Raw genomic sequence first — 15,519 nt, 5'->3', positions numbered from 1 at the left:
CCACTCCCCAAATGAACCGTGCCGGCAACGCGGCAAGGCACGAACAGAAAAGATCCTTCAGAAACCGAGGCGCACATAGAAATCAAAGCGCGGGCTGTATTGCTTCGTGTAGACGCCGGCTTTCAACGGCCAGCCCGCTTCGAAATCCGCGCTCGCATACTTGAACAGTTGCACCCGTGTTCCCACGCCGACGCTCAGCAGGTTGAAGCTCGCGGTCTGCTCCGGCAGCGGGCTGAGCAACCACAGGTGCGCCGCGTCGACGAACGCATGAAAACGCCATTCGTTGATGCGGCTGCCGGCCGCGCCGCCGAGGTATTTCGTCAGCGACGGGCTGCGCAATTCGAGCGAGCCGATCACACCGCTATCCGCCGTGTCTTCCGCCTGCATGTAGCCGCGCACGCTGTTCATGCCGCCGGCCGCGAACTGCTCGCTCGACACCAGCGGCGAGTTGGCCAGTTGCGCGGTGACGTGCGCATTGGCCTGCATGTCGTTGGCGAAATGCTGCGTGTGATTGACGTCGAATTTGGCGTAGAGGAAGTCGGGGGTCGCGTTGTAGCGCTTGTTGTCCCACGCACCGGCGTCGCTGCCGATACCGCGGATATTCGTGGTCAGCGACGCGGAAAACGCCGTCTGCGAGTTCTTCAGGCTGAGCTGGCCGGTGTACGACAACGTCACCGGCACGTAGGTCAGCGGCGACATGGACATCGCTCCGCCCAGGCTGACGTTCTCGTCGTAATGCTTGCGGTCGATCTCGATGCTCACCGACTGCGCGTAGGTGTCCGTCGCGGGCAACGCGTAGGTCGCGGTGAAGCCGTAGGTGGTGCCCTTGCCGAGCACGTTGGTGCCGCCGATCGACGCCACGTTGCTGTCCGAGTGAACCACCGTGGCCAGCAGGCTCCAGTGCGAATCCTTCAGCGGCGCCAGATACGAGAACGAGTACACGCGCGCGTCGTCGGGATGCTGCGGCGCGATCACGTAGGTGCCCGAGAGCACGTGGCCCAGCTGCCACAGGTTCGAATAGCTCAGCGTGGCGCTGGTGCGCAGCAGCGAGGTGCCCGGGCTGTTGTCGTTGTTCAGGTCGAGCGTGCCGTGCAGCGGACTGTGATCGTCCACTTTCAGATCGACGTCCACGGTTTGCGGCAGAGCGCCGGGCTTGAGCACCGGAATCACCTGACGGTCCGCCGTACGGTTCAGATCGGTAAGCTGTTGCTGTGCAACGCCGAAGTCGGGGACACTGCCTTCCGCGAGCGCCGGCACTGCGTCGCGAATGTTCTGCGGCGAGGTGTACTGCGCGCCTTCCACGCGCAGCCGGCCCACTTTCGCTTCGACGACCTGCAACACGATCACGCCGTTTTTTACCTGCTGCTGCGGCAACTCGACAACCACCGATTGATAGCCGCGATCCTGATAGACCTTCTGCAACGCATCGCGCGCCGCGTTGACGTCCGCCAGCGTCTTGCCCGGACCTTCGAACGGATAGACCGCTTTTTCGATATCGAGGCTCGGCAAGGTCGTATTGCCGCGCACGATAAACTCATTCAGGTCGAAGGTTTGCGGCGCGGCCGATGCGGACGTCGCCGCCGCGGCGTTCTGCGCATGCACGCCGCCCGCGAGACCCAAGCCGCCGACGAACGCCACGCTCATCGCGCCAGACAAGCAGCGCCGCCGCGTAGCGCCTCTGCGTTGAGCCAATGCCCCGTTGGACTCCCCGCTCGAACCCTCGGGTGACATCCCCATCCCGTTAACTCTTGGCGGCATGCGCCATTCCCCTTTTTTCATTCAGCTCGTTGCCGCATTGGCGAGCCCTGCTTCATCGGGCCGGCTAGCACAGTTTCATTTCAGAAATGTTACTTTTAGTTGGCCATCCTAATCGTACGGCTTGTACTACTGGTCTCCGTCGCGATGTTTCTTCAATCCATCAAATCAATCCTCGGCGCCCGAACGAATAAAGCCGCTCTTTATCGCGCGTCCCTATCATCAAGACGAAACGAGCGCGCCTAACCCGCAGGGCATAGTCGAAAATTTCGCGATTTAGCCTTCACGCGCCTGCGCTTCGTCTTCCTCGCGTGGCCGCGTCTGCCAGAAGCCGCCTTGCATCGTCGCGATGGACGGCGTGTCGGCCCACTCGCGCGGACTCAGAATCTCGGCGCGCCGAATATTGGGCAGCACCTGGACATCGAACACTTCGTCCACGCCGTTGAAGAATTTCATGATCCCCAGCACGTCGCCGCTGCGGCTATCCAGCGCCGCCACGCCGGCTACCAGTTCATCCGTCCCGCTCTCGATCGGCAAGCCCTGCGGCCCGCGCTTATCGCGCAGTTTCGACAGACCCACGAACATCACGCCACGGTATTCGGCCAGACCGTGCGCGAAGCCGGGCAAGGTCACCACGACGCGTCGCGCGCCGCTGTGGACATCGATTTCGAGGACTTGTCCCCGGCCGCCCTCCAGCACAAAAAGGCGGCCGTCGATCAGACGCGGCGAGTGCGGCATCGACAGTCCCGACGCGACGATCCGCCCCGACGGCACTTCCATCACGATACCGCCGCCCGCCATGCCCGCGCGCCAACCGAACGGCGTGCTGGTGTGGCCGAGCGCGGTCGCGTAACGCACCTTGCCGTCGTGAAAGGCCATCCCGTTCAGATGGCAGCGATCGTCCGGACCGAACTCCGTGACGAAAGGCGGCTGCCATATCGGCGTGAAGTTGAAATAACCGTCGATCACGCTAATGCACGAGTAGCGCGTATTGACCGCGAGCACGATCTGCTTGTCGAACACCATGTCGTGCAGATCGAGATCGCCGGTGTAGTACGTCATGCGCGGCACGAAGATCGCGTCGTAGTGATCGGGACGAACCGGATAAAGCGGCGCGAGCGACGGCAGATTGGCGAACACCATCAACTCGTGCATCGTCGCCACGGCGAGCCGGTTGCCGCTCACCGCCATGCCCATCGAACGCGGCAGCAGACACGCGGACAACGTGGGCGCGCCGTTTTCCACGCCGAGCAACGCCACGCCCGAGGGCCGGCGGCTGATCGCGAGAGAACATTGCAGCGACGCGAGCACGTCGAGAAAGCGCCCCGTATCGCGCAGATTGATGAACGGCGAGTCGGCGTCCGTCGCGGCGGCGGGCGGCGTCGGCTCGCCCACCGGATCCGACTCACCTTCTGACTGATGTTCCCCGAGGCGTTCCACGTTATTTATCCCAAGCTCTCGCGTTGCTTTTTTATAAAGACCCATCGGGATGCGCGCGCAGGCATCGCCACCCGTACGGATTCGTCGCTTCATGTGATCGGCCGACACCGGCGTCGAGATCCCTTCGAGCGTTCCTTACTCCTAGACGGAAACGACCGGCCAATCCCGCAAACTATTTTTCTTGCACGTGGGGGCGCGTGAAAAATGCGGCATGCATATTAATGTTTGAACACAGTCCATCGTCGCTCGCGGAACCGTAATTTTTTGTGACATCCGCGGAACATTCGTGTGAAGGAATCCTCGATGCCCCACGAAACGCGACACAACCTGCGGGATAGACCGCATCGCAACGTCTTATCCAATACAGGGACGACATCGACGAGGAGAGCCATGTTGATCACCACCATGCTTCTGCGACGACTTGTCGCCAGACTGACCGGCGCGCGCGGCGAGACGGCGCAGCGCGGGGCGCCGGGCGATCCGCAGGCCGGCAGCGACGCCGTGAGTTCGCGGCGCCTGCGCTGGCGCATGCCGTGGCTTGCGTGGCAAACGCTGTCGTGGGTGTCGCTGACGTTGCTCGCGCCGCCCTTCTGGGCGATCGGCGCGCTGCAGGTCATCAATCCGCACAGCGATCAGCCGTTCTTCTGGAATGCACTGATGGCGATCGTGCCGCTGGCCGGCGGGGTCACCATCGTGCTGACCAATCAGCAACATTACCGCGCGCCGTTCCGCAGTCATCGCGCCGCGGCGCTCTATTATTTTCAGCGCAGCATGGCATTGACCTGCGTGCTCGTGATGCTGCTGTTGTGGGGCACGCATGCCATCGACGACCTGATCGCGCCGCTCGCCATCGTCACGCCAGGCTCGCACCCCGCCGCGCTCGCGCTGTGGATGACAGGTCTCGTCGCCGCGTTCGGCATATCGTCATCTCTGCATGCGAGCATCCTGCACGTGTGGCTCGCCTTTCTGGCCTGAACCCTCTCTACGCTCCGCGCGGAACCGACTCTATGCGCCTTCGAAAACCAGGCCGCCACGCGAACGCCTCGCGGCAACGCGGCATTGCCATCGTGATGGTGCTGCTCGTCGTCGCGCTGGCGGCCACGCTCGCGGCGAGCGTGTTATGGCGCCAGCAGGTCGCCTTGCGCGACGTGGGGAACCAGCGCCTCGCGGTGGAAACGATGTGGGCCGAGCGCGCCGCCGTCGAATGGGCACGCGCGACGTTGCGTGCTCAGGCGGTGATATCGAACGTGGCGTACGTGGGTCAGCCGTGGTCCGCGCCCGTAAGCGACATGCAACTGGGCAGTTTCCTCGCGCCGGGGTCGAGCGCCGCCGCGCTCAACGGTGAGCTCGCGCGCGCCTCGATCTCGGGTAGCGTGGAAGACGCGCAGGCCCGCTTCAACCTGATGAACCTCGTGTCGCGCGCCGCGCCCGGCCAGCCCTGGCAGACCAACGCCGAAGGTCTGCTCGCCTATCGGCGGCTGCTCGGCGAACTGTCGCTCGATCCGTCGCTCGCGAAGCAAACCGCCGCGTACATGCTGAAATCGCTACGCGAAACCAACGGTCCCGACGGCTGGCCTTTGCAACTCGTTACGGTGGCCGATCTGGCGCGCGCGGCCGGCTACGACGAGAGCACGAGCGCGGCGCTCGCGCCGTACGTCACGATCCTGCCCGACCTGACCACGATCAATGCGAACACCGCGTCGGAGCCCGTGCTGGTCGCCGCGATTCCGACGCTGACGCGCGTGCTCGCGCACCGGCTCGTTGAGCGACGCAACACGGCGTACTTCGTCAGTACCGGCGATATCGCCGAAGTGCTGGCGCCGACGCAAAGCAGCGCGACCTTGCCCGACGGGTCGATGATCGGCGTCAACAGCGGCTATTTCATCGTGCATTGCCGGATTCGTTCCGCCCGGATCAATAGCCGCATCGACACGCTGGTGGCTCGCTACGGGGTCGGCAATTTCAGCTGGACCTCGGTGATCTGGGTCCATCGGATCACCGGCTGATCGGCTGATCGGCCAGCCGGCGTCAATTCAATGCAGATCGCTGACCACCGTCTCGCCGCTCATCGGCACCAGCGACGCGTAGTCGATCGACAGCCGGTCGAAATTCGTTTCGCGCACCTGGCCGATCAAGCGGTTCCAGTCGTCGATCGACACCAGCAACGCGACCGGCCGGTTGTATTTCGTCACCATCACGAGGGCATCACTCGCATGACGTAACGCGCGCGACGGATTGCTGCTGAAGTCGCGGGTCGCCATCGCGATGGTGCGCAATCTGGAGAAGCCCGCCGCCGCCAGTTCCGCGTCTTCGCGCAACAGATGCTCCAACGTCGTCGCGAGCAGACGTGCCTGCGATTTCGCCGACACCTTGTGATCGCGCCGCTTTCTGCGCATGCTGCGCGGGTCGACATGCACCGCGAGATGACGGGCGATCTCGCGCAGCGCCGCATCCGGGAGCCGGTCGTAACGCCGCCAGTTGTCGGGCGGCAGCGCGATCATCATGCCGCCGTACGCGCCCTCTATGCCGCTCGCCATGTGCTGCGGCAAGCGCTCGCTATCACGCTCGTCGAGGTCGAGCGCATTTTTCACGACGCCGATCATCGCGCTGAACACGTTGTACGCCAATGCGACGATGCCCGACGCGAGCGGCGCTGCCCGCGCCGCGATAACGCCGAACGCGGCGGCCTCGCGAACGGCGTCGAGCGGCAACGGCAGCGTGTCGCGCCACGTGCGGGCGGCGAGCTGGACGATTTGCAGCGCGTCGCGTGTCGTCGCGGGCACGTTCGTCAGGATCGCGACGCGTCTCGGCGTATCGCCTTGCGCGTCGTGCCGATGCCATTCGATACGCCGGAACACCGGCGACGCGCCACACTCCGCGGGCAGGCCGATGGCCTGCTCGCGGACCGGCGTGCCGTCGAGCCAGCCCGCTTCGCTCGACTCGCCGAGTACGCGATACGCGGGCGCACAACCGTGTTCCTGCATGATGAACAGGCTGCCGTCGCTGGGCCAGCCGGCGAGTATCGCGGCCGGATTGAAATGCCCGTCGAGAATCCACAGTTCACCCGGCCGCACCGATTCCACCAGTTGTGCAGCAAAAGCCCGCTCGTGGACGAGACCCCGTTCGTAGGGCAACAGATCGACGATCAGCGCACGCTCCGGGTCATAGACCGGCAGCACGCAAGGACCGTCCATGGCGCCCGCCTGAGCGTCGGCCGAGGCGATCACGTGGACGCAGCGCGCCGGTCCCGGCATGCAGCGCATGGCCGCCGACATCGACACGCCGTCCAGCACGCGCACCCGCAAATCGCCGCCCGCCTGCGAGCGCAACTCCGAGGGCGGAGGCGCCACCGGCAGCAACAGCCCCGCGCTATCGCGCACCAGGGAACGGCCCCATTGCGGGCGCACACGGCTCATCCGGTCGTGCAATGCGGTCAGTTGCGCGGCGGTGTCTTCGGGCGCTTCGGCCAACCCGTCGCGCGAGCGGTTCAGGCGCGCGGCGATCTGCGTCATCGCCTGCACGATCATGGAGAGCAGCAATTCGCGCGGCGGTTCGCCGTCGCCATCCGCCTCTTCCTTGCCGAGCGGATCGTCCAGCGACTCCGCGTGGAGCGCCCATTGCATGACGAGCCGCGCCATTACCGCCATCGGGCTATGCTCGACAAAGCGTTCCATGACTGTGCGTATCAAAGGCCACCTCGTTATCGTTTTGACAGACCGCGTCCAGCGTTCGGGTTTGCGTCGCGTGCGGAAGAGACCAGAGGCTCACGGCTGTCGCCGCTCACGATCGACACGTGCCACTCCTGTCGAACCGCTTGACGAACTTTTTCCGACGTCGGACCATCGAATGTGACGAGAAAGGGGCCGGCTGACGCAGCGTCGCGTCAGTCCCCCGGACGGCATCCACAAGGACCCGCCATGTTTGTCGACCCGCGCGTCGCGCACGGCCGAGCCAGATACGATCTGAACCGATCCCCGCGCCTGTTTGCCGAAGAACGCCGCTGGGAGATTAGCGACGTCGTCACGACCAGCCTCGACAACTTCACGGGCCTGCGCAACCGGCGCAATCTGCTGCGGCTGCTCGAACGCCAGGTCGCACCGAAACTCGCGCGGCTCGGACTCGAACCCTACGTCGGCGCGCTCGGCACAACCGAAGGCCTGTTCGTCAATTTCGCGACCATGAGCGCCGAGCACGGGCTGCGCGAATTCCAGTTGCAACTGAGCGTGCCGGACCTGGTGTTGCGCAGTTTTGCGTCGAGCACGATCCGCCCGCACGCCGTCGCACGCTGCATGCAGCGCAACGGCGTCGTGTCGCTCGCGGAGATCGAGACGGAAACCGGCGCCGCGTTCGTCCTGGCCCGCGTGATACGTCCGCTCGCACTCGCCGGCAACTGGCGGCAGGTCGGCGTGCCGACGGCCGCGGGTCTGTTCGTCGGCGCGTTGAACGACAGCAACGACATCTGCCTGAACACCTATATCCGCCCCACCACGAGCGATCGCGACTCCCGCTGGGATCGTTTCGCCGCGCTGTTCGCGACGATGCCGCCGTGGCGTGCCGAACAGATCCGCCAGGGTAGCGATCTGCTGCAATGGATGGTCAACCATATCGTGGCCTTGCAAAAATCCGCCTCGTTCGTCGAGCGTTGTCCGTTTCTGCTCGAGCCTTATCGCCACGCTGCCGATCCCCTCGATGCCAGCTGGGATGCCGCCCGCGCAAGCGCGCGCGCCGACGGCGATGCGGCGACCTCGTAAGTGCCGCGGCTCGATGCCAAAAAATGCGGCCTTCTTAAACTAGGTCGAAGCGAGCCGCCCTAACCCGCAGATTTTCTTTTTAAGTGTCGGTAAAGGTCGGCCGTGCGCACGAGCGCATTCGCCTGCGTGGAAACGCAGGCTATGAGAAATGAATAGATCAGGAAAGCTTGAAGCGGTCGCGATGGCCTACGCCTCCTGCGCCGCTCAGCTCAGCAGAACCAGATTCCCCGGCAAGCGCGTGATGCGCGCGCCGTACAGGCGCCCCAGCAGATCGATCACATCGTCGAGCCGCGTAATCGGAAACTGCGCCTGCATCCGGTTGCGCCCCAGGGCCGCGTTTCTGAGAATGATTTTTCCCGGACGGTAGCGATTGATTTCGTCGACGACCTCGGCGAGCGGCACGCCGTTGAACACCAGCACACCGCGCCGCCACGCCACGAAGCCGCTCGGATCGACGCGCGAAACCGGCTCGACCTTGCGGTCGTCGTAGACCACCTGGTCGTTCGCGCGCAACGTGAGTCGCGCGCTGGGATGATCGAGCGCGAGCGAACCCGACAGGCAGGTGACGCAGACCGATCCGCCGCCGCGGCGCACATTGAAGCGCGCCGTGACGGCCTGCATGCGCCCTTTCCCGGCGACGACCGTCACCTGCCGCAACAGCGCGTCGCCCAGCGCCGTGGACGCCTTCGCGTCGATCTCCGCCTCGCCCGCCAGCAGATCGATCCCGCGCGCGGCGGCCTGGACCGGCAGCACGTCGAGGCGCGTCTGCGTATTCATCTCGACCACGACGCGATCCGACAGCACCACGCTCCGTTGTTCACCGGTGCCGGTGCGGTAGTCGGCGGTGAGGTCGGTGAGCGACGGCCACAGTTCCAGCGGCGGACGCAACGCGAGCCACGACGCCCCCGCCGCCACCGCAAAGCCGACGAACGCGCGGCGGCCCGTGCGCATCGTTTTATCGCGACGCGCTTCGGCCAGCCATTCATCGTTGGCCGCTGCCGGGGTTTCATCGGCCAGTTCGGCGGCCGCCGTACGCAGCAGGTTCCACGTATCGCGCAGCAGCGCCGCGGTCTGCGGATGCTCCTCGCTCCAGCGCTGGAAGGACTCCGTTTCGGCCCGGCTCATGCTGCCCGAACGCAGGCGCACGAGCCACGCCTGGGCTTCTTCCAGGGCGTGGTCCGCGGTAACGGCCTCAGCTTTCCTCATTGTCGGGATGTTCAAAATTTGCGTGGCCCACTGCTGCGTGAATCCGTGTACGGATCGCCGGCTTCCTGCATACGCTGAAGACAATACTTCATTGCCGCACTCAATTCACTCTCTACCAGCCTCAGGGAAATCCCGAAACGTTCGGCGATTTCGCGATTCAACTGGCCATCCACCCGCGCGGCCAGCAGGATGGCCCGGCGCCTGGGCGTCAGGCCGCGCAGCACGTCTTTCAGGCTATCGATCTTGCGGCGCGCCGTCAGGATCCGCTCGGGATCGGCCAGTTCGTCGGGCACGCCGAGCAGCACGTCGACGTCGTCCTCGTGCGCATGACGGCGCTCGTGGCGATGCTGGTCGATCGCGACGTTGCTCGCCATGCCGAGAATGTACGCGTCGGCATTGGCGACCTGGGTGGACACGTTCGCCTTGTCCAGACGCAGCCAGGTTTCGTGCAATGCGTCGGTCGCCCCTTCCTTCGATCCCGTGATGCGCTCCAGCCGCCTGACGAGGTACGCGTAGCGCGTGGCCAGGATCTGTTTGAGTTGGGTGCGGCTCGTGTCCGGCATAAGCGCCTAGTTCCGACCGTCTGTAGTTGTCGTTGGGCAATGCAGATGCACACCGTTGCCGGTGGGCCGCAGCAGAATCGTGACGGGCTCGGGCAAGCTGCCCGGCGGCGGCGAATCGAGCCTCAGCGAGCGCAGCGCGCGCACGATGGCCGCGTCACGCGAAGCCTGACCACTTGAAGCGACCATATTCACCGCCACCACCGCCCCCTTATCGTCGATACGCAACTGTGCCGCCAGCCGGTAGCCGCCCGGCATGGCCGTGGGCAGCGCGCACAGCACCTGGGTCATGCGCGCCTGCAACTGCGCGGCGTACGCTTGCGCGTCGGCGTCGTCGCCCAGGCCGTCGACCGGTAGTGCCGGGTTCGCCGGCGCCTCCGCCGCGACGGGTGGCGCTTCGGGCGCAACGGGCTGCGCGACGATGATCGCCTCGTCCGTGCCGGTGAACTCCGCCTTCAATCCGGTTCCCGCGAGCACCCTCTCAAGTGCTTCGCGCGGCGAATAATCGCCCTGGACCGGCGCGCTCATATGACCGTCGAGCAGGGGCGCGGGCGCCAGCACGATCAGCTCGGTGGTCCGTGCGAACGCCTGCAAGGCCTGCGCGAGCGGCTGGGCGGGCAGTTCGAAATGCGCCGCGCGTGCGACCGGACGGCTGGCCTCTCCCGCGTCCTGGGCCTTGGCGCAACGCATGACGAACGCCAGCAACAGCAGACATGCCGTCAACGCCAGGACACCGGTCGGCGCCCGTGAACGTGTCATCTATCAATGCCGGAAATGTTTTGCACAGGACTTCGACGCAGCGGCCCAGAGCCGCCCCGAAGCAAGCGAACATCGCATCGTAGGGAATCACTGTGACACTTAGGTGAATCCGCATAGGGATGCGGTTTGTATCGACGTTCGATGAGTGCGGGCCCGGAGTCGGACCCGGCGAGTTCAGGGGCGTCGCACGACGAAGTTGCCGATGCCCGTGCCGACTACGAGAAGCCGCACGCCCGCCGAGGACAGCGTGATCGTGACCGGCACGCCGATGCTTTCGTCGCCGAATACGACGCGCGATACCGGCTCGTTGCTGCCGGTGTAACGGACCGACACGCCGGTCACTTCGGTCGACCAGCGATGCGGGCTGAACAGATCGTCCGCGACGGGCTTCCACGCGCCGTCTTCGCTACGCCGATAGAACCTGTAGCCGCCGGCGATGGGTTGCCAGGCCATCGGCGTCGAGCGGACTTGCGCTTCGTCGCCGGCGGATTCGAGCAGGCTCGCGAGACGCTGCGCTTCTTCGGCGAGATCGGTGCGGCGGTTACGCGAGGGCGCCAACGCGACGACCGTGACCAGCAGGCCGACGATCAACAGCACCACCATCATCTCGAGCAGCGTGAAGCCGCGCTGCGTGTGACGAGCCGGGCGCGTGCGTCGTTTAGCAGCGAGAGGTCGCGCAGCGTGACCCGCTTCGTTCCGCTGCTGCGTTTGCGTTTGCTTGCGCGTTCGCATTCGCATCGCTCACTGCACCATGTTGTTCAACTCGATGATCGGCATCATCACCGCCAGCACGATCACCAGCACGACACCGCCCATCGCCAGAATCAGCAGCGGTTCGAGCAGGCTGGTCAGAAACATCGTGCGCCGTTCGAGTTCGCGCGACTCGCCGTCGGACGCGCGGTCGAGCATCGTCGTCACGTCGCCGGTCGCTTCGCCCGAGCGGATCAGATGCACCAGCACCGGCGGAAACGTCTTCGTATTGCCGAGCGCACGCGACAGCGACGTGCCTTCCCTCACGCGCACGATCGCGTCCTGGATATTGGCGAGCATCGCGCGATTGCTGAGCGTTTCGCCGGCCGCCTGCAACGCTCGCAGAATCGGCACGCCGGCTGCCGTGAGAATGCCCAGCGTGCTGGCGAAACACACCGTGTTGTAGCCGCGCACGATCCTTCCCGCGAGCGGCGCGGTGAGCAGCCAGCGGTCGAACGAAAGACGCGGCCCTGGCCGCGCAAGCACACCGCGCACGATCCACACGATCACGCCGACTGCGATGAGCGTCGCCCACCACCAGTGCCGCACGTAGTCCGATAACGCGAGCATCGCCACCGTCAGAAACGGCAGCGCCTGTTTCGTGCTGGTGAACACGTTCGCCACTTGCGGCACCACGTAGCTCAGCAGAAACGTGACGATGCCGAACGCGATGAACGTGACGACGGCCGGATAGGTAAACGCCAGCAGGATTTTCTGCCGGAGCGCATTGCTTTGCTCGATGTAGTCCGCGAGACGCGACAGCACGATGCCGAGCTTGCCGGTGTGTTCGCCCGCGGCGACCAGCGCGCGATAGATGTCCGGAAAATCGCGCGGGTGCTGCGTCAACGCATTCGCGAACGAATGACCGCCGACCACTTCTCCGCGAATCGATGCCATCAATTCGCGGATGTAATCGCGTTCGGCCTGTTCGCTGAGTACCGAGAGCGTTTCGTTGAGCGGCAGACCCGCGATCAGCAGACTCGCCAGTTGCCGCGTGAGGATGGCCTGCTCACGTTGCGACAGCTTGCGCCCCGCGCCGAGCCGCCGGCTGCGCTCGCCTTGCAGCCGCGACGCGGCCAGTTCGACGACCAGCGGCGTGAGCCCCAGACCGCGCAACTGCGTGCGCCCGGCGCGCGCGCTGTCCGCCTCGAGTACGCCCTTCAGCGTCTTGCCCGCCATGTCGATGGCTTCGTACCGGAATGCGGACACGTTGTTGATCTCCCCTTCGTCTATGTGCGTGACGCGTTGCTGCGTTGCTGCGTTGGAAGAGACTAGACAGTGAACCGGCGCAGTTTTGTGACGAATGGTGGGCTACCTTTTTTGCGCGACGCCAATGCGGCGGAATAGACGTTTTATTCCCAGATTGAGATATCAGGCTCAAACGAAGGATGCCGAAATGTTGCGTACCTTTCGTTATGAAAAATTCACGAGATCAAGACGACGTTCATCCTAAAGTAGCTGCGCGGTCAACGACATCGTTCCGGCTGCATCGGCAGGTTCACTCTTTTTCTTCGTGCAAGGAAATCTCATGAAATCCAGCAAGCGCAAGATCTGTCAAATTCTGGCTCTCGTCGTGTCGGGCGTAGGCGCATCGGCGGCAATGGCGGTTCCCCTGGTTCAAGGCGGCGGCTCGTCGCTCGTCGCGCCGACGATCGGCAGCGTCAGCCAGGCCAACACCGAAATCGGTCTGTTCGGCACCAGCGAAGCCACCTTCACGTACTACTCGGTCGGTTCGGGCGCAGGCCAGAACGCATTCCTCGGCAACCAGCCGACGTTCTTTGCGCCGGGCCTGACGGGCACGGTCGATTTCGCCAATAGCGATGCAGCGCTGACCACCGCGCAGATCACGTCGTATCAAGCTGGCCTGGGCACCACCAATGGTCCGCTGATCCAAATTCCGTACATCGTCACGCCGATCACGTTCCCGGTGATCAACGCGCCGGCCGTGACGAGCACGACGACGCCGCAAACCACGCCGGGTCAGGCACACAGCATTGCGCTGAACGACGACGATCTGTGCGGTATCTTCTCAGGCAACTTCACCGACTGGAGCCAGGTCACGGATCCGGAAAAGAAGACCCTCTACCCGGCTGGCGCGATCAAGGTCGTGTACCGCGCGGATAGCAGCGGCACGAGCGAACTGCTGACGCGCCACCTGGCAGCCGTCTGCCCGGCATCGAGCGCCACCAAGGCCGGCGTGACGTTCGTCGACTCGCTGACGTTCTCGAACTCCTTCCCGAGCGGCGTGCCCGCGAACTTCGTGGCAGCGACGGGCAGCGGCGGCGTGAAGACCCAACTGACCTCGTACCTCGCAGCCGGCACGGCAGCGGTGGCTTACCTGAGCCCTGACTACACGAACACGTTCCTCGCACCGTCGAGCTCGTCGGCTTCGGCGCAGCTTCAGGTGGCCAGCCTGCTGAACGCGAAGAACAGCACGTACTACGCACCGACGTCGGCTAACGCGACGACGGCGCTGGGCTCGGTTGCGCCGCCGGCCACGAAGGGTCTCGCATCGAGCCCGGCCAACTGGGTGCCGACCTCCGGCGCTACTTACACGGCGCTCGCCAATCCGGCTTCGGGCTATCCGGTGTCGGGCACGAGCCAGATCATCCTGAGCCAGTGCTACGCCAGCGCGGCTGTCACGACGGCTGTGCATGACTTCCTGAACGATCACTTCACGAGCAGCACGTTCGCGGCAGTGGTTCACGGCAACGGTTTCGACACGGTTCCTTCCACCTATCAAACGGCGATCTCGAACGAGTTCCTGAGCAACGCGAAGAGCTGGAACCTCGACATCGGCAACGCGAGCGTTTGCACGGGTACGGTCACGGGTCGTTAAGTCTTGCCCGCTAGCTGACCACAGCGTCATTTCCATCAACCGCGCCTCCGGAGCGATACCGGAGGCGCGGTTTTTTTGGTCAAACCGGGCATTCAACCTGTCCCGTTTTCAACGGATGACCGCATGAAACGCAATCGACAGAGAAAACTTCATCAGCTATTGGCCCTGGTGCTTTCAGGTATGGGCACAACGACGACGATGGCCGCCGGTCCGCTAGTGCAAGGCGGCGGATCGTCGCTTGTGCAACCACTTCTCGGCACCGCCATTCAGCCGGCTACCGAGATCGGTCTCTTTGGCACCAGCGAAGCGAACTTCAGTTATTACCCGGTCGGTTCGGGCTCAGGTCAAGAGGCGTTCTTCCGCAACCAGCCATCGTTCCTCAATCCGCAGTTGACGGGTTCGGTTTATTTCGCAAACAGCGACGCGGCCCTTACCACCGCGCAGATCACGTCATATCAAAACGCCTTGGGCGCGACCAGCGGTCCGCTGATCCAGATTCCGTACCTCATTACGCCGATCGCGATTGCAATGGTCAACGCACCTGCAGTAACAAGCGCGACGACGCCTCAAACGACGCCGGGTCAGGCTCACAGTATTGCTCTGAACGATGACGATCTGTGCGGGATTTTTTCTGGCAGCTTATCCAACTGGAATCAGGTCATGGATCCAGAAAAGTTGACCCGATATCCGACGGCCGCGATCCAGGTTGTCTACCCCGCGCAAGCCAGTGGTACAACCGAGTTAATGACGCGGCACCTCGCAGCCGTTTGCCCGGCATCGAGCTACACGAAGGCCGGTATTACGTTCGTCGACTCGATGATGCTCGCGAGTTCCTTTCCGAACGGGATGCCGTCAAATTTCGTCGCGGCGACGAGTAGCAGCGGTGTCCAGCGGCAGTTAATTTCCAATCTCGGGGCCGGCACCGCCGCAGTCGCTTACCTGAGCCCTGCGTACACGAATACCTTCCTCGCACCGTCGAGCGCGTCGGCCTCATTCCAGTTGCAAGTGGCAAGCCTCCTTAATTCGAGAAACCTGATTTACTATGCGCCGACAGGGCCTAACGCGACGACGGCCGTAGGCTTGTTAAACATGCCGGTCATCAGGCTTGCCGCCGCTAAGCCGGCGAACTGGGTGCCAACCTCGGGGAGGGCTTATATGGAGCTCTCGAATCCACATTGGGGCTATCCTGTGTCGGGTACAAGCCAGATTATCCTTAGCCAGTGTTATACCGATCCAGGCATTACGACCGCTGTACATGATTTTCTGAACGACCACTACACGAACCCCGCGTTCGCGGCCTTGATTCGTGGTTACGGTTTCGACCCGGTTCCGGAAAGCTTTCAAGCCCCTATATCGAACGATTTCCTGAGCAACCCAAGGGGCTGGAACCTGGACATCGGCAATGCAAGCGCTTGTTCCGGAACAGTGACGGGCCGATAAAGCCGGCCATGGCCAATTG

Annotated in this window: 13 protein-coding genes; 5 read left to right on the top strand and 8 right to left on the bottom strand. The window is 64.0% G+C overall.

Translation table 11 applies throughout. The features are described from left to right. Window positions 1-57: 57 nt before the first annotated feature. Both B0G83_RS27975 and B0G83_RS27970 read right to left on the bottom strand, forming a co-directional pair. Window positions 58-1,644 (bottom strand): ShlB/FhaC/HecB family hemolysin secretion/activation protein, encoded by a 1,587-nt coding sequence (locus B0G83_RS27975; protein WP_105510638.1) that lies wholly within the window; start codon window positions 1,642-1,644, stop codon window positions 58-60. A 387-nt stretch (window positions 1,645-2,031) separates the two neighbouring features. After that, window positions 2,032-3,195: a TIGR03032 family protein gene (locus B0G83_RS27970; RefSeq protein WP_258168353.1), complete on the bottom strand. Its 1,164-nt coding sequence runs from the start codon at window positions 3,193-3,195 to the stop codon at window positions 2,032-2,034. 390 nt (window positions 3,196-3,585) lie between these two features. Here B0G83_RS27970 and B0G83_RS27965 point away from each other — a divergent pair, with 390 nt between their 5' ends. Further along, a complete protein-coding gene (locus B0G83_RS27965; RefSeq protein WP_105510636.1) occupies window positions 3,586-4,170 on the top strand; it encodes a hypothetical protein in 585 nt (194 codons plus the stop codon). Between the two features lie 32 nt (window positions 4,171-4,202). Continuing rightward, window positions 4,203-5,201, top strand: coding sequence for a type II secretion system minor pseudopilin GspK (gene gspK, locus B0G83_RS27960; RefSeq protein WP_105510635.1), 999 nt, complete (start codon window positions 4,203-4,205; stop codon window positions 5,199-5,201). Window positions 5,202-5,228: 27 nt separating this feature from the next. Here the strand turns inward: gspK and B0G83_RS27955 are convergent, their stop codons facing one another. Next, the gene (locus B0G83_RS27955; RefSeq protein ID WP_105510634.1) at window positions 5,229-6,869 is read right to left on the bottom strand and encodes a type II toxin-antitoxin system Phd/YefM family antitoxin; all 1,641 of its coding nucleotides are present in this window, start codon (window positions 6,867-6,869) and stop codon (window positions 5,229-5,231) included. A 243-nt stretch (window positions 6,870-7,112) separates the two neighbouring features. On the opposite strand from B0G83_RS27955, the gene B0G83_RS27950 reads away from it, so the two are divergent. Then, the gene (locus tag B0G83_RS27950) at window positions 7,113-7,946 is read left to right on the top strand and encodes a hypothetical protein (RefSeq protein WP_105510633.1); all 834 of its coding nucleotides are present in this window, start codon (window positions 7,113-7,115) and stop codon (window positions 7,944-7,946) included. 204 nt (window positions 7,947-8,150) lie between these two features. Here B0G83_RS27950 and B0G83_RS27945 read toward each other — a convergent pair whose 3' ends face one another. From B0G83_RS27945 to gspF, 5 genes are all read right to left on the bottom strand, one after another. Further along, a complete protein-coding gene (locus B0G83_RS27945) occupies window positions 8,151-9,152 on the bottom strand; it encodes a FecR domain-containing protein (protein WP_105510632.1) in 1,002 nt (333 codons plus the stop codon). 11 nt (window positions 9,153-9,163) lie between these two features. Beyond that, complete coding sequence (locus B0G83_RS27940) at window positions 9,164-9,715, bottom strand: RNA polymerase sigma factor (protein WP_105510631.1); 552 nt, start codon at window positions 9,713-9,715, stop codon at window positions 9,164-9,166. 6 nt (window positions 9,716-9,721) lie between these two features. Beyond that, window positions 9,722-10,471 (bottom strand): secretin and TonB N-terminal domain-containing protein, encoded by a 750-nt coding sequence (locus tag B0G83_RS27935; RefSeq protein ID WP_105510630.1) that lies wholly within the window; start codon window positions 10,469-10,471, stop codon window positions 9,722-9,724. A gap of 174 nt (window positions 10,472-10,645) precedes the next feature. Then, a complete protein-coding gene (gene gspH / locus B0G83_RS27930; protein ID WP_105510629.1) occupies window positions 10,646-11,203 on the bottom strand; it encodes a type II secretion system minor pseudopilin GspH in 558 nt (185 codons plus the stop codon). A 9-nt stretch (window positions 11,204-11,212) separates the two neighbouring features. Further along, window positions 11,213-12,430: a type II secretion system inner membrane protein GspF gene (gene gspF, locus B0G83_RS27925; RefSeq protein WP_105510628.1), complete on the bottom strand. Its 1,218-nt coding sequence runs from the start codon at window positions 12,428-12,430 to the stop codon at window positions 11,213-11,215. Window positions 12,431-12,749: 319 nt separating this feature from the next. Here gspF and B0G83_RS27920 point away from each other — a divergent pair, with 319 nt between their 5' ends. Together B0G83_RS27920 and B0G83_RS27915 are read left to right on the top strand one after the other, a co-directional pair. Next, the gene (locus B0G83_RS27920; protein WP_105510627.1) at window positions 12,750-14,060 is read left to right on the top strand and encodes a substrate-binding domain-containing protein; all 1,311 of its coding nucleotides are present in this window, start codon (window positions 12,750-12,752) and stop codon (window positions 14,058-14,060) included. 123 nt (window positions 14,061-14,183) lie between these two features. Beyond that, complete coding sequence (locus tag B0G83_RS27915; protein ID WP_258168352.1) at window positions 14,184-15,500, top strand: substrate-binding domain-containing protein; 1,317 nt, start codon at window positions 14,184-14,186, stop codon at window positions 15,498-15,500. The last annotated feature ends 19 nt before the right edge of the window (window positions 15,501-15,519 follow it).

It is taken from the genome of Paraburkholderia sp. BL21I4N1, assembly GCF_002973525.1.
GTDB lineage: Bacteria > Pseudomonadota > Gammaproteobacteria > Burkholderiales > Burkholderiaceae > Paraburkholderia.
The sequence above is the reverse complement of the archived record's forward strand: the minus strand, read 5'-3'. Positions and strand labels throughout refer to the sequence as shown.